Annotated in this window: 15 protein-coding genes; 13 read left to right on the top strand and 2 right to left on the bottom strand. The window is 72.4% G+C overall.

Translation table 11 applies throughout. From position 1 onward, the window contains the following. The 13 genes from O7619_RS26905 (at position 1) to O7619_RS26845 (ending at position 10,139) form a co-directional block, all read left to right on the top strand. Positions 1-1,482: a 2-hydroxymuconic semialdehyde dehydrogenase gene (locus O7619_RS26905; RefSeq protein ID WP_282288959.1), complete on the top strand. Its 1,482-nt coding sequence runs from the start codon at positions 1-3 to the stop codon at positions 1,480-1,482. Further along, complete coding sequence (locus tag O7619_RS26900) at positions 1,479-2,273, top strand: fumarylacetoacetate hydrolase family protein (protein ID WP_282284164.1); 795 nt, start codon at positions 1,479-1,481, stop codon at positions 2,271-2,273. Before O7619_RS26905 ends, O7619_RS26900 begins: the two co-directional genes overlap by 4 nt. Continuing rightward, entirely contained in the window at positions 2,270-3,205 is a 936-nt protein-coding gene (locus O7619_RS26895) for an acetaldehyde dehydrogenase (acetylating) (RefSeq protein ID WP_282284163.1), read from the top strand. The genes O7619_RS26900 and O7619_RS26895 overlap by 4 nt, the downstream gene beginning before the upstream one ends. Beyond that, positions 3,202-4,266: a 4-hydroxy-2-oxovalerate aldolase gene (gene dmpG / locus O7619_RS26890; RefSeq protein WP_282284161.1), complete on the top strand. Its 1,065-nt coding sequence runs from the start codon at positions 3,202-3,204 to the stop codon at positions 4,264-4,266. The genes O7619_RS26895 and dmpG overlap by 4 nt, the downstream gene beginning before the upstream one ends. Continuing rightward, the gene (locus tag O7619_RS26885) at positions 4,263-5,036 is read left to right on the top strand and encodes a 4-oxalocrotonate decarboxylase (protein WP_282284160.1); all 774 of its coding nucleotides are present in this window, start codon (positions 4,263-4,265) and stop codon (positions 5,034-5,036) included. Before dmpG ends, O7619_RS26885 begins: the two co-directional genes overlap by 4 nt. After that, positions 5,033-5,455: a RidA family protein gene (locus O7619_RS26880; protein WP_282284159.1), complete on the top strand. Its 423-nt coding sequence runs from the start codon at positions 5,033-5,035 to the stop codon at positions 5,453-5,455. The genes O7619_RS26885 and O7619_RS26880 overlap by 4 nt, the downstream gene beginning before the upstream one ends. Further along, complete coding sequence (locus O7619_RS26875) at positions 5,452-5,976, top strand: 3-hydroxyanthranilate 3,4-dioxygenase (protein WP_282284158.1); 525 nt, start codon at positions 5,452-5,454, stop codon at positions 5,974-5,976. The genes O7619_RS26880 and O7619_RS26875 overlap by 4 nt, the downstream gene beginning before the upstream one ends. Continuing rightward, positions 5,976-6,986, top strand: coding sequence for an amidohydrolase family protein (locus O7619_RS26870; RefSeq protein ID WP_282284157.1), 1,011 nt, complete (start codon positions 5,976-5,978; stop codon positions 6,984-6,986). The genes O7619_RS26875 and O7619_RS26870 overlap by 1 nt, the downstream gene beginning before the upstream one ends. Before the next feature lie 28 nt (positions 6,987-7,014). Further along, positions 7,015-7,233, top strand: coding sequence for a type II toxin-antitoxin system VapB family antitoxin (locus O7619_RS26865; RefSeq protein ID WP_282284155.1), 219 nt, complete (start codon positions 7,015-7,017; stop codon positions 7,231-7,233). Further along, positions 7,230-7,658 carry a PIN domain-containing protein gene (locus O7619_RS26860; RefSeq protein WP_282284154.1) on the top strand — a complete coding sequence of 143 codons (429 nt, stop codon included), beginning with the start codon at positions 7,230-7,232 and terminating at the stop codon, positions 7,656-7,658. Before O7619_RS26865 ends, O7619_RS26860 begins: the two co-directional genes overlap by 4 nt. A 260-nt stretch (positions 7,659-7,918) precedes the next feature. Next, entirely contained in the window at positions 7,919-9,382 is a 1,464-nt protein-coding gene (locus O7619_RS26855) for an amidase (RefSeq protein ID WP_282284153.1), read from the top strand. A 72-nt stretch (positions 9,383-9,454) separates the two neighbouring features. Then, a complete protein-coding gene (locus O7619_RS26850) occupies positions 9,455-9,739 on the top strand; it encodes a hypothetical protein (RefSeq protein WP_282288958.1) in 285 nt (94 codons plus the stop codon). Continuing rightward, on the top strand, positions 9,726-10,139 hold the full coding sequence (locus O7619_RS26845) for a DUF5130 family protein (protein WP_282284151.1): 414 nt from the start codon (positions 9,726-9,728) through the stop codon (positions 10,137-10,139). The genes O7619_RS26850 and O7619_RS26845 overlap by 14 nt, the downstream gene beginning before the upstream one ends. 64 nt (positions 10,140-10,203) lie before the next feature. Here O7619_RS26845 and O7619_RS26840 read toward each other — a convergent pair whose 3' ends face one another. Together O7619_RS26840 and pepN are read right to left on the bottom strand one after the other, a co-directional pair. Then, complete coding sequence (locus tag O7619_RS26840) at positions 10,204-10,767, bottom strand: Uma2 family endonuclease (RefSeq protein WP_282284150.1); 564 nt, start codon at positions 10,765-10,767, stop codon at positions 10,204-10,206. Positions 10,768-10,851: 84 nt separating this feature from the next. Continuing rightward, positions 10,852-13,398 (bottom strand): aminopeptidase N, encoded by a 2,547-nt coding sequence (gene pepN, locus O7619_RS26835; RefSeq protein WP_282284149.1) that lies wholly within the window; start codon positions 13,396-13,398, stop codon positions 10,852-10,854. Positions 13,399-13,545 lie beyond the last annotated feature (147 nt).

Genomic DNA, 13,545 nt, shown 5'->3' with positions numbered 1-13,545 from the left:
ATGACCGGGCACGCGCCGGACGGCCCCGGCCTGTTGCGCAACTTCGTCGATGGCGCGTTCGTCGACACCGGCACCCGGTTCACCAAGCGCAGCCCGGTCACCGGCGAACCGGTCTTCGAGGTGGTCGAGGCGTCGTCCGCGGTGGTCGACGACGCCGTCGCCGCCGGCCGGGCGGCGCTGCGCGGCCCGTGGGGCCGGATGGGGGAGCGGGAACGCGCCGAGGTGCTGCGCCGGGTCGCCGACGAGCTGGAACGGCGCTTCGACGACCTGGTCGCCGCCGAGGTGGCGGACACCGGCAAGGCCATCTCGCAGGCCCGCACGCTCGACATCCCGCGCGGTGCGGCCAACTTCCGGGCGTTCGCCGAGATCGTGGCGACCGCGCCGACCGAGTCGTTCACCACGGTCACGCCGACCGGCGGCCGGGCGCTCAACTACGCGGTCCGCAAGCCGGTCGGCGTGGTCGCGGTGATCGTGCCGTGGAACCTGCCGCTGCTGCTGCTCACCTGGAAGGTCGCCCCGGCCCTGGCCTGCGGCAACGCGGTGGTGGTCAAGCCCAGCGAGGAGACCCCGGCGTCGGCGACGCTGCTGGCCGAGGTGATGGCCGCCGCCGGTGTGCCGGACGGCGTGTTCAACCTGGTGCACGGCTTCGGCCCCGACTCGGCCGGCGAGCACCTGACCCGGCACCCGGGGGTGGACGCGATCACGTTCACCGGCGAGTCGACCACCGGCAGCGCGATCATGCGGGCCGCCGCGGACGGGGTGAAGGCGGTCAGCTTCGAGCTGGGCGGCAAGAACGCCGGCCTGGTCTTCGCCGACGCCGACCTGGACGCGGCGGTCGCCGGTTCGGTCCGGTCCAGCTTCACCAACGGCGGCCAGGTCTGCCTCTGCACCGAGCGGATCTACGTGCAGCGGCCGGTGTTCGAGGAGTTCACCGCCCGGCTGGCGAAGCGCGCGGACGAACTGGCGTACGGCTGGCCGTCCGACGAGGCGACGGTGAACATGCCCTTGATCTCGCACGGCCACCGGGACAAGGTGCTCGGCCACTACGCGCTGGCCCACATCGAGGGCGCCGAGGTCCGCGCCGGTGGCGGGACGCCGCGCTTCGGCGACGGCCGCGACGGCGGCGCGTACGTGCAGCCGACCGTGCTCACCGGGCTCGGGGCGGACGCCCGCACCAACCGCGAGGAGATCTTCGGCCCGGTCGTGCACGTCGCGCCGTTCGACACCGAGGACGAGGCGTACGCGCTCGCCAACGGCACCGACTACGGCCTGGCGGCGACGGTGTGGACCCGGGACGTGGGCCGGGCACACCGGGCCGGGATGCGGCTGGACGCCGGCATCGTCTGGGTCAACACCTGGTTTTTGCGCGACCTGCGCACTCCGTTCGGCGGGGTGAAGGCGTCGGGCGTCGGCCGCGAGGGCGGCGTGCACTCACTAGCCTTCTATTCCGAACTCACAAACGTCTGCGTGGACCTGACATGACTGTGGACATCGAGGCCGCCAACCGCGAACTGGCCGTGGCCCGGCAGGAGGGGAAACCCTGCCCGCCGCTGCGCGGCCGGCTGCTGCCGGAGGGCGACGTCGAGGCCGCGTACCAGGCGCAGCAGGTCTACACCCGGCAGCGCCTGGGCAAGGGGCACCGCCGGGTCGGCGCGAAGATCGGCCTGACCTCCCGGGCGGTGCAGGAGAGCTTCGGCGTGTTCCAGCCCGACTTCGGGGTGCTCTTCGACGACATGGCTGTCGGCGACGGCGAGGAGGTGCCGATCGGCCGGCTGCTCCAGCCCCGGGTGGAGGCGGAGATCGCCTTCGTGCTCGGCGCGGACCTGCCGGACGAGCGGGTCACCACCGTCGACCTGATCCGGGCCGTGGACCACGTGCTGCCGGCCATCGAGATCGTCGACTCGCGGATCGCCGACTGGGACATCTCCATCGTGGACACGGTGGCGGACAACGCCTCGAGCGGGCTGTTCGTGCTCGGCACCGCGCCCCGCCGACTCGCCGACGTGGACCTGCGGCTGTGCGGGATGGTGCTGGAGCACGCCGGGGAGCCGGTCTCGGTCGGCGCGGGCGCGGCCTGCCTCGGCAACCCGCTGCACGCGCTGCGGTGGCTGGCCGCCACCATGGCCCGCGCCGGCGACCCGCTGAAGACCGGGGACGTGGTGCTCTCCGGCGCGCTCGGCCCGATGGTGCCGGTCACGCCGGGCGCCGCGTACGAGGCGCGGATCTCCGGGCTCGGCTCGGTGCGTACCTGCTTCTCGAAGGAGACCTCATGACGACGGGTGTGGCGGTGCTCGGGTCGGGCAACATCGGCACCGACCTGATGATCAAGGTGCTGCGGCTGAGTGAGAGCCTGAAGATGGTGGCGATGGCCGGCATCGACCCGGCCTCCGACGGCCTGGCCCGGGCCCGTCGGCTCGGCGTGACCACCACCGCCGACGGCGTCGACGGCCTCGTGGCGCTGCCCGGGTTCGCCGACGTCGAGCTGGTCTTCGACGCCACCTCGGCCGGCGCGCACAAGCGTCACGACGAGGTGCTGCGCGCGCACGGTCGCACCGTGGTCGACCTGACCCCGGCCGCGCTCGGCCCGTACGTGGTGCCGCCGGTCAACCTCGACGAGCACCTGCACGAGCCGAACGTCAACATGGTCACCTGCGGTGGGCAGGCCACCGTGCCGATCGTGCACGCGGTCGGCCGGGTCACCCCGGTCGCGTACGGGGAGATCGTCGCCTCGATCGCCTCGAAGTCGGCCGGTCCGGGCACCCGGGCCAACATCGACGAGTTCACCGAGACCACCGCCCGGGCCATCGAGGTGGTCGGCGGCGCCGAACGCGGCAAGGCGATCATCGTGCTGAACCCGGCCGACCCGCCGCTGCTGATGCGGGACACCGTCTACTGCCTCTGCCCGGACGCCGACGCCGACCGGGCCGCGATCGCCGACTCGGTGGCCGACATGGTGAAGACCGTGCAGGAGTACGTCCCCGGCTACCGGCTCAAGCAGGACGTGCAGTTCGACCCGGTGGACACGTACGCGCCGGTGCTCGGCCGGCACTTCCGCGGCCTTCAGGTGTCGGTGTTCCTGGAGGTCTCCGGCGCCGGGCACTACCTGCCCGCGTACGCCGGGAACCTGGACATCATGACGTCGGCCGCGCTGCGTACCGCCGAGCGGCTGGTGGCGCTGCGTTCGCCGGAGGGGGCACCGCGATGACCGACCTCTACATCCAGGACGTGACGCTGCGCGACGGCATGCACGCCATCGCCCACCGCTACACGGTCGACCAGGTGCGGACCATCGCCGCGGCGCTCGACGCCGCAGGTGTGGCGGCGGTCGAGGTGGCGCACGGCGACGGCCTGGCCGGCTCCAGCGTCAACTACGGCCACGGCGCCGCCGCCGACGCGGACTGGATCGCCGCCGCCGCCGAGGTGCTGACCACCGCGCGGCTCACCACGCTGCTGCTGCCCGGCATCGGCACCATCGCCGACCTGAAGGCGGCGAAGGCGCTCGGCGTGACGAGCGTCCGGATCGCCACCCACTGCACCGAGGCGGACATCTCCGCCCAGCACATCGCCTGGGCCCGGGAGAACGACATGGACGTCTCCGGGTTCCTGATGATGTCCCACCTGAACGACCCGGCCGGGCTGGCCGCCCAGGCCAAGCTGATGGAGTCGTACGGCGCGCACTGCGTCTACGTCACCGACTCCGGCGGGCGGCTGCTGATGTCCGACGTGGCGCAGCGGGTCGACGCGTACCGGCAGGTGCTGGCGCCGGAGACGCAGATCGGCATCCACGCGCACCACAACCTGTCGCTGGGCGTGGCGAACAGCGTGCTGGCGGTCGAGCACGGCCGCGTGCTCGGCTCCGCCCCGGTCGGTCCGGAAGCCGCGGACGGGCGGACCGTCCGGGTGGACGCCTCGCTGGCCGGGATGGGCGCGGGCGCCGGCAACGCCCCGCTGGAGGTGTTCGTCGCGGTCGCCGAGCTGCACGGCTGGAAACACGGCTGCGACGTGTTCGCGCTGATGGACGCCGCCGACGACCTGGTCCGCCCGTTGCAGGACCGGCCGGTGCAGGTGGACCGGGAGACGCTCTCCCTGGGGTACGCGGGCGTCTACTCCAGCTTCCTGCGCCACGCCGAGCGGGCCTCGGCGAAGTACGGGGTGGACGTCCGCTCGATCCTGGTCGAGCTGGGCCGTCGCCGGATGGTCGGCGGCCAGGAGGACATGATCGTGGACGTGGCACTGGACCTGGCGAGCAGGGAGAGCACCTCATGAGCGGGCCGGACGTCGCGGGGATCGCGGAGAAGCTGGGCGCGGCGGCCGACACCGCCACCGCGATCCCGCAGCTCGCCGCCGAGACCGGCCTCGACGTGGACGCCGCGTACGCGGTGCAGGAGGCGCTGGTGCGACGCCGCCTCGACCGCGGCGAGCGGCTGGTCGGGCTGAAGATGGGGCTGACCAGCAAGGCCAAGATGGCCCAGGTCGGCGTGGACGAGGTGATCTGGGGCCGGCTGACCGACGAGATGCGGGTGCCCGACGGCGGCACCGTCGACACCACCGGGTTCATCCACCCCCGGGTCGAGCCGGAGGTGGCGTTCCTGCTGGACCGGCTGCCCGACCCCGGCGAGCCGGTCGGCTCGTTCACCCGGGCGGTCCGCGCGGTCGCCCCGGCGATCGAGCTGATCGACTCCCGGTACGCCAACTTCACCTTCTCGCTGCCGGACGTGATCGCCGACAACACCTCGGCCGCCGCGTTCGCGATCGGACCCTGGTCGCCGGTGCCGGACGGGTTGGACAACCTCGGCGTGCTGCTGGAGATCGACGGGCGGGTGGCGCAGGCCGGCTCGACCGCCGCCATCCTCGGCGACCCGCGCCGCGCGCTCGACGAGGGCCTGCGGCTGGCCGGCCGGCACGGCGTCCGGCTGCGCCGGGGGTGGGTGTTCCTGGCCGGCGCGGCCACCGCCGCGGTGCCGCTGCGACCGGGCGCGCACGTCCGCGCCGTGGTGGAGAGGCTCGGTTCCGCCTCCCTGAAGGCCCTCCCATGACCGCCCGGGTGGTCGCCGGGAAGGCCGTGCCACGCGGGGCGTTCCCGCACGTCAAGGTCGCGGGCGGGTTCGTCTTCGTCTCCGGTACGTCGTCCCGCCGGCCGGACAACACGTTCGCCGGGGTGTCGGTGGACGAGTTCGGCACCACCGACCTCGACATCCGGGCGCAGACCCGGGCCGTGATCGACAACATCCGCGACCTGCTCCGCTCGGTCGGCGCCGAACTGACCGACCTGGTGCAGGTCACCAGCTACCTGGTCAACATGAACGACTTCGGTGGCTACAACGAGGTCTGGGCGGAGTTCTTCGACGCCACCGGTCCGACCCGGACCACGGTGGCCGTGCACCAGCTTCCGCATCCGCACCTGCTGATCGAGATGCAGGCCGTGGCCCTACTTCCGTCGGGAGGTCCGTCATGAGTGAGATCGCCGAGCCGTTCAGCTTCGCCGGCTGGATCGGGGACAACCAGCACCTGCTCAAGCCGCCGGTGGGCAACAAGGAGATGCTGCCCGGCAGCGACGACTTCATCGTCATGGTGGTGGGCGGGCCGAACCAGCGCACCGACTTCCACGTCGACCCGTACGAGGAGTTCTTCTACCAGGTCAAGGGCAACATGCACATCAACCTGATGACGCCCGAGGGCCCGCGTACGGTGCACGTGCGCGAGGGGCAGATGTGGATGCTGCCGCGTAACACCCCGCACTCGCCGCAGCGCCCGGAGGCCGGCTCGATCGGCATGGTGATCGAGCGGGTCCGCGAGGAGGGCACGCTGGAGAAGTTCCAGTGGTACTGCGCCGAGTGCAGCCACAAGGTGTACGAGGTGGAGTTGCAGGTGCGCGACATCGCCGCCGACCTGCCCCCGGTCTTCGCCGCGTTCTACGCCGACGAGAGCGCCCGCACCTGCGACAACTGCGGCGCGCTGCACCCGGGCAAGGGCTGATGCCGGTGCCGGTGGTGGACGTGCACACCCACGTCGTGCCGAAGGGGTGGCCGGATCTCGCCGCGGCCTGCGGCGGGTCCGGCTGGCCGTGGCTGCGGGTGGACTCCGAGCGCGCCGCCATGATCATGGTGGGGGAGACCGAGTTCCGGCCGGTCGGCGCGTCCTGCTGGGACGCGCCCACCCGGCTCGCCGACATGGCCGCCGACGGCGTCGACGTGCAGGTGGTCTCGCCCACCCCGGTCTTCTTCGGCTACGACCGCCCGGCCGACCAGGCGGCCAAGGTGTCCCGGATCTTCAACGACCTCACCCTCGAGGTCACCGCGGCCGGCGGCGGCCGGCTGGTGCCGTTCTGCCAGGTGCCGCTCCAGGACGCCGATCTGGCCTGCGCCGAGCTGGACCGCTGCCTCGCCGCCGGGCACGCCGGTGTGGAGATCGGCAACCACGTCGGCGACCGGGACCTCGACGACGCCGGCATCGTGCGGTTCCTGACCCACTGCGCCGAGGTCGGCGCGCCGGTCTTCGTGCACCCGTGGGACATGCCCGGCGGCCCCCGGCTGAACCGGTGGATGGCCCGTTGGCTGGCCGGGATGCCGGCCGAGACGCACCTGTCGGTGCTGGCGCTGATCCTCGGCGGGGTGTTCGACCGGGTGCCGCAGACGCTGCGGATCTGCTTCGCCCACGGCGGCGGCAGCTTCCCGTTCTGGCTCGGCCGCGCCGACAACGCCTGGCACCGCCGGGGCGACCTGGTACGCGGCGCGTCCGCCGCGCCGCCCAGTTCCTACGTCGACCGGTTCAGCGTCGACTCGGTGGTGTTCGAGCCGGCCGCGCTGCGGCTGCTGGTGGACACCATGGGCGCCGAGCGGGTGCTGCTCGGCAGCGACTACCCGTACCCGCTGGGGGAGCGGCCGGTCGGGCAGGTGGTGCACCGCTCCGACTTCCTCACCGACGCCCAGCGGACCGCGCTGCTCGGCGGCAACGCCCTGCGCTTCCTCGGCCGAATCGATATATAAAGCATTCCGGTTCGTATACACTCGGCCCATGAAGACTGTGATCGACCTGGACGACGAACTGCTCGAGCGTGCCCGCCGTGAACTCGGTACCAAGAGCAAGAAAGACACCATCCACGCGGCGTTGCGGCTGGTCGCTGAGCGGAGCGAGCGGATGGAGGCGATCAGGGAACTCCTGTCGATCGACCGCGACTGGACGGGCATCGTCGACGACGACAAGGTGCCCGCCAGTGAGAAGGAAGCCGCGTGAGCAGCGTCGGCGGGCTCTATCTCATCGACACCTCGGCGTGGGCTCGGCTTCGCCTGCCCGTCGTGGCGAAGCGGGTGAGCGCCATCCTGGAGGAGGGCCTGGCAGCCACGTGCCTTCCACTCGATCTCGAAGACGGCCGCAGCGCGCTGGACTTCCGTGACGCCATGGCAATCCGCGCCCGTCGCGCGCAGGTCATGGTCGAGCTTCCGGTGACCGCAGCCGTCTCCACCCGCGCTCGGGACCTGCAACTGGCACTCACCGCGCGGGGCTATCACCGGGCGGCGAGCCCGGTCGACCTGACGGTGGCGGCGATCGCTGCGGAACACTCTGCCACCGTCCTGCACTACGACCGAGACTTCGACCTACTGGCCGACGTCGGCGGCCCTCGGTCCGAATGGGTGGCCCCGCCCGGCACCCTGTCCTGACCGCCCCCGGTTTCGCTGGTTTCGGGTGCGTCTGTCGCCGGAGCGACATTAGACACGACCGAAACTTCCGCTTTTGTCGGTCAGGTGTCCCGGTACTCCTGGATGGCGCTGCCCCCGGGGCACGCTGATACGACTCAGGGCGCCCGTCCGGGCCCGCCGGCCGGCAATCCCGATCCGGTCATGTCAGGCGGATAGGGGCGGATCCGGAGCCCGGCCGTGTCGCCCGGCAACCGGGCCCGGCAGCGGGCAGGATGGTGGCCATGGCCGAGCCGCACGACCTGACCGCGCTGGAACAGGCCGCCGCCATCCGTCGAGGCGAACTGTCCAGCCTGGAACTCGTCGAGCACCACCTGCGCCGGGTCGACGCGCTCGGCGACACCGTCGGCGCGTTCGTCACCGTCACCGCCGACCGGGCCCGGGCCGCCGCGCGGGCCGCCGACGCCGTCCCGACCGCCGAGCGCGGGCCGCTGCACGGGGTACCGACCGCGATCAAGGACCTGACGCTCACCGCCGGGGTGCGGACCACGTTCGGCTCGGCCGCCTTCGCCGACTTCGTCCCGCCCGTCGACGCCGACGTGGTGCGCTTCCTGACCGGTGCCGGGCTGGTCAGCCTCGGCAAGACCACCACCTCCGAGCTGGGCTGCTCGCTCTACTCCGAAGGGCGGGTCGCGCCACCGGCCCGCAACCCGTGGGACCCGGCGTACACCGCCGGCGGGTCCAGCGGCGGCGCGGCGGCCACGGTGGCCGCCGGCCTGGCCCCGGTGGCGCAGGGCTCCGACGGCGGCGGCTCGCTGCGCATCCCGGCCGCGCTCTGCGGCCTGGTCGGCCACAAACCCAGCCGGGGCCTGGTCTCCGGCGGCCCGCTCGGCTTCGGCGCGTTCGGGCTGCCCACCCACGGGCCGCTCGGTCGCACCGTCACCGACGTGGCGGCGCTGCTCGACGTGCTGGCGCAGCCGGTGCCCGGTGAGCCGTACCTGCCGCCCGCCGCGCCCGCCGGCGGCCACCTCGGCGTCGCCCGCGCCGCCGACCCCGGCCGGCTGCGGATCGGCCGCTTCACCACGCCGATGCTCGCCGACGAGCCGGTCCACCCCGACTGCGTGGCCGCCGTCGACCGGGCCGCCGCCCTGCTCGCCGCCGCCGGCCACGAGGTGGTCGACGTCCCCGCGCCGCTCGGCCCCGAGGTGTGGCCGATGTTCGAAACCGTCTGGTACGCGCTGGCGCTCGCCCCGGTGCCCGCCGGCCGGGAAGGCGAACTGCTGCCGCTGACCCGCCTCCTGCGCGAGCGCGGAGCAGCGATCGGCGCCGGCCGGCTGATGGCCGCGCTCGGCGAGCTACAGGCCCAGGTACGCCGCGGCGTACGCCGTACCGCCGGCTGTGACCTGCTGCTCTGCCCCACCCTCGCGGCACCGCAGGCGCGGGTCGGCGCGTTCGCCGCGCTCGACCCGGCGGAGGATTTCGACAGGCAGCGGCGCTTCTCGCCGTACTGCGCCGTCTTCAACGTCACCGGCGATCCGTCCGTTTCGCTGCCGGTCGGCCGGACCGCCGAGGGCCTGCCGGTCGGGGTGCTGCTGACCGGCCGGTACGGCGACGACGCCACATTGATCGCCACTGCCGCGCAACTGGAGCACCTCTGTGGCGGGTGGGATCAGCACCCCGCAATCTGGCGGGCCGTCGACTCCGCTAACGTGAACAGCACAAGCGAGGTCGGGCGCGGCCCGTCGTGACCGTCCACCCGACCCGGAACATTCCTGGTCTCTTTCCGCCTGGGGGCGTTGGGATTGTCTGTTACCGAGACGTTGGTGTTCTTCGTCGGCATCCCGCTCGCCGCGGTGCTGCTGATCGCCGGCCTGGCGGCGGCCGGCAGCCGTGGCCACGGTGGCGGCGCCAAGCGCTACCGGCCGGGCCGGCCCTTCGACTTCACTCCGGTGTGGTTCCTGGGCCGCCCGGAGCAGTTGGCCGACTCGGCCGGCGCCGCGCTGACCGCCGGCGCCCAGGCGCCGGCGCTGACCAGCCGCAAGCAGGAGCAGGCCGGCCGGGAGGCGCCGGCCGGTGGAACCGGAGGCGCAAGTGACCGTTGGTGAAGCGCGGCCCACGACGGGGACGGACACCCCGCCCGACGTGCTGGACGGGCCGTTCTCGACCCGGCAACTGCTCCGCATCGACGAGGCGCTCCGCCTGGCCGACCAGGGCACCGGCCTGGTCTTCTCGATCTACGTGGGCGGCCTCGACGAGCCGGTCCGGGAGCACGCCGAGCGGCTGCACCGGCAGCTCGCCGAGCCGGACAAGTCGGTGCTGATCGCGATCTCACCCAACCAGCGGCAGTTGGAGATCGTCACCGGCAAGTACGCGCGCAAGCGCATCCCGGACACGTACGCCAAGCTGGCCGCGCTCTCCATGGTGGCCGCCTTCGGCGGCGGCGACCTGGCCGGTGGCGTCATCCAGGGCCTCGACCAGCTCGCCAGCCACGCCGGCAAGGGCTGAGCACCGGGCCGCACACACGACGAAGCCCGGCCCGCATACGTGCGGGCCGGGCTTTCTCGCGCGCTCAGCGGGGCCAGGCGGACGGGTCGAGCCGCATCGGCCACGGCTCGTCGAGCCGCACCGGATCGTCCGGCCCGACCGTGCCCAGCGATTCGTAGTGCACACCCTTGGTCAGCTTGTAGCGGTAGATCACCGGGCCGAATTCGCCCCGCTCCACCCGCCAGTAGTGCGGGATGCCGGCCTCGGCGTAGACGGACGGTTTGGTGAAACGGTCATGCCGCCGGCTGCTCGGCGACTCCACCTCCACGACCAATGCCACGTCCGCCGCGTGCAGCCACAGACCGTCGCGGGGAGCATCTGGCCTGATGAGGCTGATGTCCGGAATGAGATTGCCGCCGGGTGCGCGTAGGCCGACTTCCCGGATGACCCGCCATCCTTCAGGCGCGGCGAGACGCAGCGCCATGCGCAGATCATCCGCCAACTCCTGGTGGGCGAACCCCGGGGGTGGGGTCACGTGCAGGCTCCCGTCGATGATCTCGTAGCGGTTACCGTCTTCGGGCAGGTCGAAGAGATCCTGCTCCCGCCAGTCGCGCTCGGGTGGCCGCCACTCGTAGATCGGTTGTGCCATCACGTCCACCTCCTCCGTACACGATAAACGGCCGGGGCCGGCGCGGGCCTGCGCCCACGCCGGCCCCGGCCGGCGTACCCCCGATCAGGCGCTGCGGGCGTCCCGCTCGCGGGCCTTCAGCGCGCGGACCACGCCGTCGCGGCCCTCGGCCACCAGGCGGCGCAGCGACGCCGGCTGGCCGTCCCGGGCCAGCCAGGCGTCGGTGGCCGCGACCGTGTCCTCGTCGACCAGGTACGACGGGTAGGCGAGCTGCACGAACTCCTGCGCCGGCTCGCTGTCCCGCTGCGCCCAGACCTGGTCCACCACCTCGAAGTAACGCTCCCGGTAGGGCGCGGTCAGCTCCACCTGCGCCGGATGGGTGAGGCCCTGCAACAGCGCCCGGTTGCGCCAGTTCGGCAGCGCCTCCGCGCCGGTGAGCTGCGCCCACACCGCGGCCTTGTTCGCCTCGGTCGGCACCAGCGCGTACCCGTACGCGGCCTCCCGCTCGCCGCTCGCGGTGCGGTCGTGCGCCAGCTCGGCGTCCACCTCGGCGGCCCCGGCCGCGCCGTTGGCGACAAGCGACTGCAACACGGTCCACCGCAGCTCGGTGTCGACGGTCAACCCGTCCGGCACCCCGCTGCCGTCCAGCCAGCCGCGCAGCGTCGCCAGGTCCTCGCTGGAACGGGCCGACGAGGCGTACGCCCGGGCCCAGGCGAGCTGGAACCCGCTGCCCGGCTCGGCCGCGGCGAGCGCGGTCCGCGCCGTGCGGGCCACGTCGGCCCAGCCGGTCGGCGCCCACGCCGGATCGGCGTAGAAGGTGAGCGCGGTGGTCGCCTGCCGCAACGTGGCGGTCACCAGGTTGATGTCGGTCTCGGTGGTCAGCCCGGCCAACACCAGCGCCACGTAGTCGCGCGCCGACAGCTCGGCGTCGCGGGTCATGTCCCAGGCGGCCGTCCAGCACAGCGCCCGGGCCAGCGACGAGTCGAAGCCGGCGATGTGCTGCACCACCGTCGACATGGACCGCTCGTCCAGCCGCAGCTTGGCGTAGGTGAGATCCTCGTCGTTGAGCAGCAGCACGTCGGCGGCGGGCTTGCCGTGCAGCGCCGACAACTCGGTCAGTTCGCCTGTCACGTCCACCTCGACCAGCTCCCGGCGGACCAACCGGCCGTCGGTCAGGTCGTAGAGGCCCACGCCGATCCGGTGGGTCCGCAGCGTCGGGTGCCCGGCCGGCGCCTCCTGCCGGACCACCACCCGCTCGTACGCGCCGTCCGCGCCGAGGGTCACCTCCGGGCGCAGCGTGTTGACCTGCGCGGTCTCCAACCACTGGGCGGCGAACTTGCGCAGCTCCCGGCCGGAGGCCGTCTCCAGCTCGGAGAGCAGGTCGTCGAAGGTGGCGTTGCCCCAGGCGTGCTTGCCGAAGTAGGCCCGCAGACCGGCCACGAACGGCTCCTCGCCCACGTACGCGACGAGCTGCTTGAGCACGCTGGCGCCCTTGGCGTACGTGATGCCGTCGAAGTTGACCTCGACGGCCTCCAGGTCCGGCATCTCGCAGTAGACCGGGTGGGTGGAGGAGAGCTGGTCCTGCCGGTAGCCCCAGTTCTTCCGGATGGACAGGAACGTCGTCCAGGCGTCGGTGAAGCGGGTGGCGTGGGTGTTGCACCAGTGGCTGGCCCACTCGGCGAACGACTCGTTCAACCACAGGTCGTTCCACCAGCGCATGGTGACCAGGTCGCCGAACCACATGTGCGCCAGCTCGTGCAGGATCGTGTTGGCGCGCTGCTCGTACTCGAAGTCGGTGACCTGCGAGCGGAAGATGTAGTGCGACTCGGCGTGCGTGACGCAGCCGAAGTTCTCCATCGCGCCGGCGTTGAAGTCCGGCACCCAGAGCTGGTCGTACTTGGGCAGCGGGTAGCGCACCCCGAACTTCTCCTGGAAGAAGTCGAAGCCCTGCGTGGTGATCAGGTGCAGGTCGTCCGCGTCCATGTGGGGCGCCATGCTGGCCCGGCAGAAATAGCCCATGTCGATGCCGTCGTGGGTGTGCCGCACCTCGTGGTACGGCCCGGCGCAGAGCGCGGTGATGTAGGTGCTCATCCGCTCCGACACGGCGAAGTGCAGCGTCTTCAGGCCCTCGCCGGCGGCCTCCTCGCGGGCCACCGGCATGTTCGACACGACCTTCCAGTGGTCGGCGACGGTGGCGTGCCAGGTGTAGACGCTCTTCAGGTCCGGCTGGTCGAAGCAGGCGAAGACCCGCTGCGCGTCCGCGGTCTCGAACTGGCTGTAGAGGTAGGTCTCGCCGTCCACCGGGTCGACCGTGCGGTGCAGGCCCTGCCCGCTGTTCGAGTAGCCGAAGTCGGCGTCGACCACGAGGACGTTCTCGGCGGCGAGGCCGGTCAGCGTGAGGCCCTTCTCGGCGGACCAGCCGGACAGGTCGACCGGCTCGCCGTTGAGCGTGGCTGAGCGCACCGAGTCGGCCGCCGCCTCGATGAAGGTGGTCGCTCCCGGCTCGGCGCAGCGGAACCGGACCTCGGTCACCGAACGGAACGTGCGACCGGTGGACTGCACCGCGGTCGACAGGTCAAGGCTGATGTCGTACCCGGTCACCTCGAGCAGGCGGGCCCGCTCGGTCGCCTCGACCTGGGTCAGGTTGCGCACTCCCGGCACTGTTCGTCTCCATCCCACTCGTATCGCCGCGCCCCGCGGCACCGGTCTCCGCCGGGTCCGCTCGTGACGGCCCGCCGAGAACCGAGTCTTCCATGCACGCACCGCATTCGGTGGTCGAGGTCACGCTCTCATTCCGCT

The organism is Micromonospora sp. WMMD998, assembly GCF_029581235.1.
Taxonomy (GTDB): Bacteria; Actinomycetota; Actinomycetes; order Mycobacteriales; family Micromonosporaceae; genus Micromonospora.
The sequence above is the reverse complement of the archived record's forward strand: the minus strand, read 5'-3'. Positions and strand labels throughout refer to the sequence as shown.

What these genes read in the sequence shown, in the direction of transcription:
- O7619_RS26870 (WP_282284157.1), top strand. Translation starts at nt 5,976, where the DNA reads ATGCCGGTGCCGGTGGTGGACGTGCACACCCACGTCGTGCCGAAGGGG.
- O7619_RS26855 (WP_282284153.1), top strand. Translation starts at nt 7,919, where the DNA reads ATGGCCGAGCCGCACGACCTGACCGCGCTGGAACAGGCCGCCGCCATC.
- O7619_RS26865 (WP_282284155.1), top strand. Translation starts at nt 7,015, where the DNA reads ATGAAGACTGTGATCGACCTGGACGACGAACTGCTCGAGCGTGCCCGC.
- O7619_RS26895 (WP_282284163.1), top strand. Translation starts at nt 2,270, where the DNA reads ATGACGACGGGTGTGGCGGTGCTCGGGTCGGGCAACATCGGCACCGAC.
- O7619_RS26885 (WP_282284160.1), top strand. Translation starts at nt 4,263, where the DNA reads ATGAGCGGGCCGGACGTCGCGGGGATCGCGGAGAAGCTGGGCGCGGCG.
- O7619_RS26905 (WP_282288959.1), top strand. Translation starts at nt 1, where the DNA reads ATGACCGGGCACGCGCCGGACGGCCCCGGCCTGTTGCGCAACTTCGTC.
- O7619_RS26900 (WP_282284164.1), top strand. Translation starts at nt 1,479, where the DNA reads ATGACTGTGGACATCGAGGCCGCCAACCGCGAACTGGCCGTGGCCCGG.
- O7619_RS26840 (WP_282284150.1), bottom strand. Translation starts at nt 10,767, where the DNA reads ATGGCACAACCGATCTACGAGTGGCGGCCACCCGAGCGCGACTGGCGG.
- O7619_RS26875 (WP_282284158.1), top strand. Translation starts at nt 5,452, where the DNA reads ATGAGTGAGATCGCCGAGCCGTTCAGCTTCGCCGGCTGGATCGGGGAC.
- dmpG (WP_282284161.1), top strand. Translation starts at nt 3,202, where the DNA reads ATGACCGACCTCTACATCCAGGACGTGACGCTGCGCGACGGCATGCAC.
- O7619_RS26880 (WP_282284159.1), top strand. Translation starts at nt 5,033, where the DNA reads ATGACCGCCCGGGTGGTCGCCGGGAAGGCCGTGCCACGCGGGGCGTTC.